Origin of the sequence: Brevundimonas sp. AAP58 (assembly GCF_001295975.1) — a bacterium.
Lineage (GTDB): Bacteria > Pseudomonadota > Alphaproteobacteria > Caulobacterales > Caulobacteraceae > Brevundimonas.
In genome coordinates this window covers 1-7,774 of sequence record NZ_LJHU01000124.1, presented here as the reverse complement: position 1 = coordinate 7,774, position 7,774 = coordinate 1, and the positions used below count along the sequence as shown (strand labels likewise).

Below are 7,774 nucleotides of genomic sequence, written 5' to 3'. Positions count from 1 at the left end.
CCCCCCGGACGCCGGTCAGCATGAAGGCGTGGGCGATGCGGCCGGTGGCGAAGGCATTGGTCAGGGTGCGAACCATCGCCTCCTGACCGATCAGGTCCTCGAACGTGCGGGGACGGTATTTGCGGGCGAGGACGGTGTAAGCCTCGCCGTCGTTCTGATGGGCTTCCGAGGGTTCCACGACCGGGGCGGGCGCGGCTTTCGGAGCCTCGGCCGTTGGAGCCGGAGCCGGCGCGCCGAACATGTCGTCGGTGTTCTCGTCGCGCTCGGGGGCGTCGTCATCCTCCGCCCAGGGCGGATCGCCGGAATCAAGGTCGACGTCGGTCATGGCGCGAACCTACCGCGAACGCCCCCGTTGATGCGACTCCGAACGCGCTCAGGCAGCGAGATGCCGCGCGTCGAGCGGTAGCGCCATGAAAAGGGGGAGGTGGAGACCGCGACCCGAAGGGGAATTCGTTGTGGCTGCTGCCTTCCGGCCCTGACCAGGTTGGCGAAGCCTTCGCCCGCGATCTCCGAGTCCCATATGGCCCGGGCGCGCCACGGGATCAAGGCACCCCCTCCCCGACAGAAACGAACGCCGCTAGGAAGCGGACATGGCCCTCCCCGCCCTGAACACCTTCGCCGGCAATCCGCTGGACCGCGCCGGAGACCGGCGCAACGACCCCGACTGGCTGGCCGAACAGGGGGCGAATCCGGAGGCCCTGGCCATGATGCTGTGGCAAGGGCGGCCGCTGCTGGAGGAGACGGCGAACGGGCCACGTCTGGCCTGGACCGACCTGACCCGGGCCCGGGCCATGGTGGACGAGGCGGATCACGAGCTGTTCCTCGGGCTTTGGAAGGGCGCGCCGGTGTTCGCGGTGGAGTTCGAGGGCACGGCCGATCCGACGACAGGGCCGGTGGAGGGGCTGGGCGTCTTCACCGAGCTGCGCGAGGCGGCGGCGGTGCTGCCCGATGCGGACGCGGCGATGGCGGGAACGGCGCGCAGCCTGTTCGACTGGAGCCGGCGGCATGGCTTCTGCGCCAACTGCGGGCAGCCGACGACGCTCATCTCGGGCGGGTGGAAGCGGAGGTGTCCGGCCTGTGCGACCGAGCACTTTCCCCGCGTCGATCCGGTGACGATCATGCTCCCGGTGTTTCAGGATCGCTGCCTGCTGGGGCGTCAGGCGGCCTGGCCGAAGGGGCGGATGTCGGCGCTGGCGGGGTTCCTGGAGCCCGGCGAGACGATCGAGGAAGGCTGCGCGCGCGAGATCGCCGAGGAGGCCGGGTTGAGCGTGACGGCGGTGCGGTATCACTCCAGCCAGCCGTGGCCGTTCCCGTCCCAGCTGATGATCGGCCTGATCGCGGAGGTGTCGGACGATCAGGCCGCTCCGGATCAGACCGAGCTGGAAGAGGTGCGCTGGTTCACCCGGGACGCGGCGCGCGCGGTGCTGGCCGGGGCACACGAGGTGAAGGCACCGCCCAAGTTCGCGATCGCACGGACACTGCTCGAAGCCTGGGCCGACGAGAGCTAGACCAGCGCCCGCGCTACCTCGAGGTCCGACGGGTTGTCGACGGAGATCGGCGCCTCCTCGACGGTCGCGGCCCAGATGGACAGGCCAAGCTCCAGGGCGCGGAGCTGCTCCAGTTTTTCACGCTTCTCCAGCGGCGAGGGCGGGGCGGCGCAGAAGCGCTTCAGGGCCTCGCGGCGGTAGCCGTAGATGCCAATGTGCCGCCAGACGGGGCCGTCGCCGAAAAGGGTCGAGCGCGTGAAGTAGAGGGCGCGGGCGTGGCGGCGGCCCTCCTCGATCGCCAGTACGGCCTTGACCACATCGACGTTGGCTCGGTCAGAGGCATCGAGCTCGGGCGCGACCAGGGTGGCGATGTCGCAGCTCGGCTCGCCGTGCAGCAGGGCGGCGCAGGCCGTGGCCAGACCCGGATCGGCGAAGGGCATGTCGCCCTGGAGGTTGATGACGGCGTCGTACTCGCCATCAGGGTCAAGCGTTTCAAGCGCCGCGAGCGCGCGATCCGAGCCGCTGGGCAAGGCGGGATCGGTCAGGACGGCGCGGCCGCCCACGCCCTCGATCACCGCGACGATCTCCGGGTCCCCGGCGGCGACGGCGACGGGAAGGCCCGATAGCACAGCCTGCTCCCAGGCGCGCACGATCATGGGCTTGCCGCCGATGTCGGCCAGAGGCTTGCCCGGCAGGCGGGTCGCGGCCATGCGCGTCGGGATCAGGATCAGGGGCGTCATTTATGCGTTTCCCATCGTGCGACGCCGCGCCGCCGAAACGGGCGGCCGGGCCGGTTGCGAAGGCGGCGCTAGCGTGTCAGAGACCGCCCCGCAAGACACTCGCCCGTTTCGCCACTCCCCGGCGCGGGCCTCTAGACGGGATGCGACGACGCGGATGAGCGGCGATCTGAAGTGGAACAAGATCATGGGCGCGGGCCTGGCGACGGCCTTCGCCGTCCTGGCCCTGCAGCAGGTTTCGGGGGCGATCTATGCGCCCGAGGAAGCCGAGAAGATGGGCTACTTCATCGACGTTCCCGAAGAGGCCGAAGCCGGAGCCGCCGAGGCCGTCCTGCCGCCCGACTGGGGCACCCTGCTGCCGGTCGCCGACCTGGCAGCAGGTGAAGCCGCTTACGCCCGATGCGCCTCTTGCCACACCATCGATGCGGGCGGGGCCAACGGCATCGGCCCGAACCTCTACGGCGTCGTCGGCCGCGGCGTGGGCGCTCATCCCGGTTTCGCCTTCTCCGAGGCCATGGTGGCCCACCGCTCGGTCGACCCGACCTGGTCGCTGGACGCGCTGGATCAGTTCATCAACGCCCCCGCCCGCTATGTCGACGGCACCAAGATGTCGTTCGCGGGTCTGCGCGACACCACGGCGCGGGTGAACCTGATCGCCTATCTGCGTAGCCAGGGTTCAGAAGGCTTCCCGATCCCCGCGCCCGATCCGGCGCGTCAGCCGGCTGCTGCGGCTCCTGCCGAGGGCGCGGTTGCCGCAGAAGGCGCGGACGCGGCTGGCGTCGATCCGAACGCTGCCGCGACGCAGGCCGGCGACGTGGCGGCTCCGGCTGCCGACAGCGCGCCGGCGGCGTGATCTTCTAGAGAATGCGTCTGAAGCGGGCGGCCTCAAAGCCGTCCGCCAGATAGCGGGCGTCCGCTTCGGCGAGCATCTCGATGACAACCGCGCCATGATGGCCGGATGCGTGCACCACCCGCGTCGCGTCAAGCATCAGGGCTGAATGACCGGTCCAGCTCTGGCCCGGCGTCGTGTTCAGCCAGATCACGAGGTCGCCGCGCCGAGCATCGGTTCGGGCGATAGATTCACCCAGCTCGGCCTGTTCATGTGAGCGCCGAGGCCCGGCGAAACCACAGGCGAGCAGGGCCTGTTGCACCAGACCCGAGCAGTCCGTCGCACGCGACGACCGTGCACCCAGTTCATGCGGCGTGCCCACCAGGCGTTCGGCGACCTCGACCGGATCGGTCTCGAACGTGCCGATGCGGCGCAGATTTCCGCTTTCCGCGCCCTCAACCACCAGGGCATTCAACGGCAGCTCGGCATCGACGGCGCGGATCGTTTGGGTTGGGCGCACGAGGCCCGGAGCCAGGCAGGCCAGATCGATCCAGCCGACGACCCCATCGCGGCGGGCCTGACCCCAGGCGCGACCGTCGGCTTCGTCCAGAACGTCGAAGGCCTCTCCGAACAGCAACTGGTCAATCCGTTCCGACGCAGTGTCGGCCCCGGCATGGATGTCGGCGACGGCAACGACGGCCCGCATGGGCCGCGTTGGCCGATAGGCCTCGGCCCGAACCATCCCTTCAAGCGACAACGCCGCGAGGTCGGGACGGGCCAGGAGCGGCGGGGCAGGGATGAAGGCGTCGGTCAAGCGCGGGCTCGGTCGATTGAGCCTGCATCCTGAACCGCGAAGGCGAAAATCCGGTTAAGCCGCGAGGCTGAATCAGGATTTTCCGTAGCGGCCCTTCAGCATGGAATAGGTCGCGCGCAGGCCTTGCGCCTCTCCACCTTCGGGCCAGCCGGGGCGGTTCCGGGGGTTCCAGGCGAAAATGTCCATGTGGGCCCAGGCGCCGGTCGTCGGCGCGAACGTCTGCAGGAACAGGGCGGCGGTGATGGAGCCGCCCTGCGCCCAGCCCGCGCTGTCGTTCCTCACATCGGCCAGTTCGCTGTCGATCGCGGCGCGATAGCCGGGCCACAGCGGCATGCGCCAGAGCGGATCTCGGACCTCAGACGCGGCGGCCAGAAGATCGGCGGCCAGCCCCTCGTCATCGGTGTAGAGCGGTGGCAGTTCGGGGCCGAGTGCGACCCGCGCCGCGCCGGTCAAGGTGGCGAAGTCCAGGGTCAGATCGGGCGAATGCTCAGACGCCCGCGCCAGCGCATCGGCCAGGATCAGACGGCCTTCGGCGTCGGTGTTGCCGATCTCGATGGTCAGGCCCTTGCGGCTCGACAGGATGTCGCCCGGCCGAAAGGCGTCGGCGGAGATGGCGTTCTCCACCGCCGCGACCAGCACAACCAGTCGCACGTCGAGCCCCGCCTGCATGACCAGCCGGCCGAGCGCCAGCGCATGGGCCGCCCCGCCCATGTCCTTCTTCATGTTGCGCATGCCGGCGGCGGGCTTGATGTCCAGCCCGCCCGAGTCGAACGCCACCCCCTTGCCGACCAGGGCGACCAGCGGCCGGTCGGTACGATTCAGGTTCCAGCCGATCTCGATGATGCGGGGCGCGCGGTGCGGCGCGGCGGCCCGGCCGACGGCGTGGATGGCGGGATAGTTGTGCTCCAGCAGGGCGTCGCCGGTCGTGACCGAGATCGTCGCGCCGTGGGCCTCGGCGATCTCGCGCGCGATGGTCTCCATCTGCAGCGGGCCCATGTCGGCGGCGGGAGTGTCGACCATCTCGCGGGCGAGCGCGCAGGCCGAGGCGATATGCAGCGCCTCACCCATGTCGAAGCCCTCGGGCGCGACCAGCCGGACGTCGGCGACGTCCTTCCGCGCCTTGTAGCGGTCGAAGACGTAGCGACCGAGCAGGAAGGCGAGCGCGGCGACCTGGGCGTCCTCGGGCGCAGCCTCCAGCCGATAGAGACCGCTCGGCAGCTTCGCAGACAGGGCGCGGGCGCTCATGGGATCGAAGGCTTTGCCCGCCCCGACCAGCACATGGTCGATCCCGCCGTCCGGGCTGGGGACCACGACAACCTGCCCCGGCCTGCCCTTGAAGCCCATGCGCTCGGCCCAGACACGGGCGGTCTCGGCGATCGCGCCTTCGGGGCCGACGAAACGGACCGGGACGGCCCCGGCGGCCTCGGCCGAGTCGGCGGCGGCGATGGGATCGGGCGAGAGGGCGGACATGGCGGGCCTTTTTCGGATTAACCAATGCTTGACGCGAAGCGCCGAGTCTTCAGCAGAAAGACTTACCGGATCGGTCCGCCCCATGTCGCTGAACCGCGTCGCAAGCTCAATCCTGATCGCCGCCGCGTGCTGTGCGGCCGCGCCCGCCTTCGCCCAGACCGCGCCCGCCCAGACGGCGGCCGCGCCGGCGCCCCGCCTGCCCGCCTCGGCGGAGGAGCGCGCCGCCTACAATCGCCTGGATCCCCTGGCCCGCTCGGTGTTCTGGTCGCGCGAGATGGAGGTCAATCCGATGGACCCCGTCGCGGGCGTCGAACTGGCCGAGGCCCTGCGCCAGCTGGGCCAGCATGAACAGGCCGCGGCCACCGCGCGGCAGGTGCTGACGCTGCAGCCGGCCAACATCGAGGCGATGCTGGAGATCGGGCGGGCCGAGATCGCGCGCGGTCAGGCCTTCTATGGCATCGCCCCGCTGGAGCAGGCGCGCGATCTGGCGCCGAACGACTGGCGGCCGCTGTCGCTTCTGGGCGTCGCCTATCAGCAAGTGCGCCGGGCCGAGGACGCGCAGGCCGCCTGGCGGGCGGCGCTCGCGATCTCACCGGACAATCCGGATGTCCTGACCAACGCCGGCATGGCGCTGGCCACATCCGGCGACGCCGCCGGGGCCGAGGCCATGCTGCGCCGCGCGGTGGCCCAGCCGACGGCCACCCAGCAGATGAGGCTGAACCTGGCGATGACGCTTGGCCTGCAGGGCAAGATGCCCGAGGCCGAACAGATCATCCGCCGCGAGCTCCCGCCCGAGCTGGCCGAGCGAAACCTGCAGTGGTTGCGATCGCAGACGCCGGTCCAGTCCGCCGCGCTTCCGGCGGAACAGGCCAGCGCCCGGACTTGGGGCTCGCTTCAGGCCAACTGAGACCGATCAACCGTCGCGCCGCGCGTCGGCCAGGCGGACCCGGGCGCGCAGATGGGCGTCCTGAGACACGGCGGTGGCGATCTCATTGAACCGCTCGGTGCTCAGGCCCGAGCCGGTGACGGCCGCGGCCATGGCCTGGGCCTGCTCCGGCGTCGGCGTCGATCCGTCCGACGGCGCGGCCGCGCGCACGTTCACCATGGCCGCCGAGAACTGATCGACCTCCGCATCGGTCACCCCGGCGGCGACCGAGCCCGGGGCGGAAGCGGGCGTGTCCAGAAGCGCCAGCCGGGCCTGAAGCACGGCGTCCGACGACACCCGAACGGCCAGGGCGTTGAACTCGTCCGGGGTCAGGCCGGACGCCTCGACCGCGCTGGCCATGGCGGCCTGCTGCTCAGGGCTCGGAGCCGACCCGTCGGCGGGCGCGGCGGCGCGCACCTGGACCATGGCCGAAGCGAAAGCCCGCAACTCGGCGTCGCTGTCTTCGGCCTGAATCGCGGCAAAGGCGGGCGCGGACGACAGGACGGCGGCGGCGGAAACGGCGGCGATCAGAATGCGACGCATGGGAAATCCTCGTCTTTTCAATATGAAGGCTGGGGAGGTCGCGGACCCTAAGGAAGAGGGTCCCGGGGTGGCCAATCACACGTCCTGACGTTTCCGTGAGGCACCGCGCTTCACCGGGAGGTTCACAGGCCCTACATTGGGCCCATGATCGACGACCTCTACAGCGCGCGCATCCTGACGCTGGCGGCGAACCTGCCGCACGCGGGACGACTGGCCGCGCCGGAAGGCACCGGCGAGCGGGTCGCCAAACTGTGCGGGTCGAAAGCCATTGTCGACGTCGTGCTGGACGACGCCGGGCGTGTGGTCGACTTCGCCCAGGACGTGAAGGCCTGCGCGCTCGGACAGGCGGCGGCAGGGGTGGTGGGCGAGAGCGTGATAGGGGCTTCGGCCGACGATCTGCGCGCCACGCGCGACGCCATGCGCGACATGCTGAAGGCCGGTGGCGAAGGCCCGATCGGGCGGTTCGAGGGCCTGCGGGTGCTCAAGCAGGTCGCGGATTATCCGGCGCGGCATGCCTCCACCATGGTCGCCATCGAGGCGACGCTGGACGCCGTGGATGCGGCGCACGCATCCCGAACTAGGCTCGCCGGCGCCGCCTGACGGCCCGGTTGCAGACCCCGCCCGCGCGAGGGATAAGCCCGGCCCATGGCCCGCTCCGGCAGTCTTTATGAACGCGGCGTCCGCGCGGCCCATCGGGGCTACAAGCTGACGCTCAGCCCCCTCTTCGGACAGTCCTGCCGCTTCCTGCCCACCTGTTCCGATTATGGCCGGGACGCCCTGATCCAGCACGGACCCATCCGGGGCGGGTGGCTGACGGTGCGGCGACTGTGTAGATGCCATCCCTTCGGAGGGTCGGGATACGACCCGGTCCCTCCCGTCGAGACCAGAGACCCATGATCCAGCTGACCTTTCCCGACGGCGCCACGCGAGACTACCCCGCCGGTTCGACTGCGCGCGACGTGGCGGCCG

At 70.6% G+C, this 7,774-nt stretch carries 9 protein-coding genes, 1 other RNA gene and 1 pseudogene; 5 read left to right on the top strand and 6 right to left on the bottom strand.

The annotated features are described in order from the left end of the window. Window positions 1-325, bottom strand: a pseudogene (locus IP78_RS14095) (DNA polymerase III subunit gamma/tau); the annotation flags it as partial. Between the two features lie 95 nt (window positions 326-420). After that, window positions 421-514: signal recognition particle sRNA small type (gene ffs / locus IP78_RS15125), an RNA gene on the bottom strand. Between the two features lie 76 nt (window positions 515-590). On the opposite strand from ffs, the gene nudC reads away from it, so the two are divergent. Beyond that, window positions 591-1,508 carry an NAD(+) diphosphatase gene (nudC, locus tag IP78_RS14090; protein WP_054112296.1) on the top strand — a complete coding sequence of 306 codons (918 nt, stop codon included), beginning with the start codon at window positions 591-593 and terminating at the stop codon, window positions 1,506-1,508. On the opposite strand, the gene IP78_RS14085 is transcribed toward nudC, so the two are convergent. Beyond that, complete coding sequence (locus tag IP78_RS14085; protein ID WP_082385154.1) at window positions 1,505-2,227, bottom strand: 3-deoxy-manno-octulosonate cytidylyltransferase; 723 nt, start codon at window positions 2,225-2,227, stop codon at window positions 1,505-1,507. The genes nudC and IP78_RS14085 overlap by 4 nt on opposite strands. Window positions 2,228-2,381: 154 nt before the next feature. Between IP78_RS14085 and IP78_RS14080 the strand changes: the two genes are divergently transcribed. Next, window positions 2,382-3,077, top strand: a complete 696-nt coding sequence (locus IP78_RS14080) for a c-type cytochrome (RefSeq protein ID WP_054112295.1) — start codon at window positions 2,382-2,384, stop codon at window positions 3,075-3,077. A gap of 4 nt (window positions 3,078-3,081) precedes the next feature. Here the strand turns inward: IP78_RS14080 and IP78_RS14075 are convergent, their stop codons facing one another. Continuing rightward, on the bottom strand, window positions 3,082-3,867 hold the full coding sequence (locus IP78_RS14075; protein WP_054112294.1) for a C40 family peptidase: 786 nt from the start codon (window positions 3,865-3,867) through the stop codon (window positions 3,082-3,084). Between the two features lie 72 nt (window positions 3,868-3,939). Continuing rightward, window positions 3,940-5,337, bottom strand: coding sequence for a M17 family metallopeptidase (locus IP78_RS14070; RefSeq protein WP_054112293.1), 1,398 nt, complete (start codon window positions 5,335-5,337; stop codon window positions 3,940-3,942). Between the two features lie 82 nt (window positions 5,338-5,419). Between IP78_RS14070 and IP78_RS14065 the strand changes: the two genes are divergently transcribed. Continuing rightward, a complete protein-coding gene (locus tag IP78_RS14065; protein WP_054112292.1) occupies window positions 5,420-6,244 on the top strand; it encodes a tetratricopeptide repeat protein in 825 nt (274 codons plus the stop codon). A gap of 6 nt (window positions 6,245-6,250) precedes the next feature. On the opposite strand, the gene IP78_RS14060 is transcribed toward IP78_RS14065, so the two are convergent. Next, complete coding sequence (locus IP78_RS14060; RefSeq protein WP_054112291.1) at window positions 6,251-6,805, bottom strand: DUF4168 domain-containing protein; 555 nt, start codon at window positions 6,803-6,805, stop codon at window positions 6,251-6,253. Window positions 6,806-6,949: 144 nt separating this feature from the next. Here IP78_RS14060 and IP78_RS14055 point away from each other — a divergent pair, with 144 nt between their 5' ends. Both IP78_RS14055 and yidD read left to right on the top strand, forming a co-directional pair. Then, window positions 6,950-7,405: an iron-sulfur cluster assembly scaffold protein gene (locus tag IP78_RS14055; protein WP_054112290.1), complete on the top strand. Its 456-nt coding sequence runs from the start codon at window positions 6,950-6,952 to the stop codon at window positions 7,403-7,405. 45 nt (window positions 7,406-7,450) lie between these two features. Further along, a complete protein-coding gene (gene yidD / locus IP78_RS15120) occupies window positions 7,451-7,702 on the top strand; it encodes a membrane protein insertion efficiency factor YidD (protein ID WP_082385151.1) in 252 nt (83 codons plus the stop codon). Window positions 7,703-7,774 lie beyond the last annotated feature (72 nt).

What these genes read in the sequence shown, in the direction of transcription:
- IP78_RS14070 (WP_054112293.1), bottom strand. Translation starts at nt 5,337, where the DNA reads ATGTCCGCCCTCTCGCCCGATCCCATCGCCGCCGCCGACTCGGCCGAG.
- IP78_RS14085 (WP_082385154.1), bottom strand. Translation starts at nt 2,227, where the DNA reads ATGACGCCCCTGATCCTGATCCCGACGCGCATGGCCGCGACCCGCCTG.
- yidD (WP_082385151.1), top strand. Translation starts at nt 7,451, where the DNA reads ATGGCCCGCTCCGGCAGTCTTTATGAACGCGGCGTCCGCGCGGCCCAT.
- IP78_RS14065 (WP_054112292.1), top strand. Translation starts at nt 5,420, where the DNA reads ATGTCGCTGAACCGCGTCGCAAGCTCAATCCTGATCGCCGCCGCGTGC.
- IP78_RS14060 (WP_054112291.1), bottom strand. Translation starts at nt 6,805, where the DNA reads ATGCGTCGCATTCTGATCGCCGCCGTTTCCGCCGCCGCCGTCCTGTCG.
- nudC (WP_054112296.1), top strand. Translation starts at nt 591, where the DNA reads ATGGCCCTCCCCGCCCTGAACACCTTCGCCGGCAATCCGCTGGACCGC.
- IP78_RS14055 (WP_054112290.1), top strand. Translation starts at nt 6,950, where the DNA reads ATGATCGACGACCTCTACAGCGCGCGCATCCTGACGCTGGCGGCGAAC.
- IP78_RS14080 (WP_054112295.1), top strand. Translation starts at nt 2,382, where the DNA reads ATGAGCGGCGATCTGAAGTGGAACAAGATCATGGGCGCGGGCCTGGCG.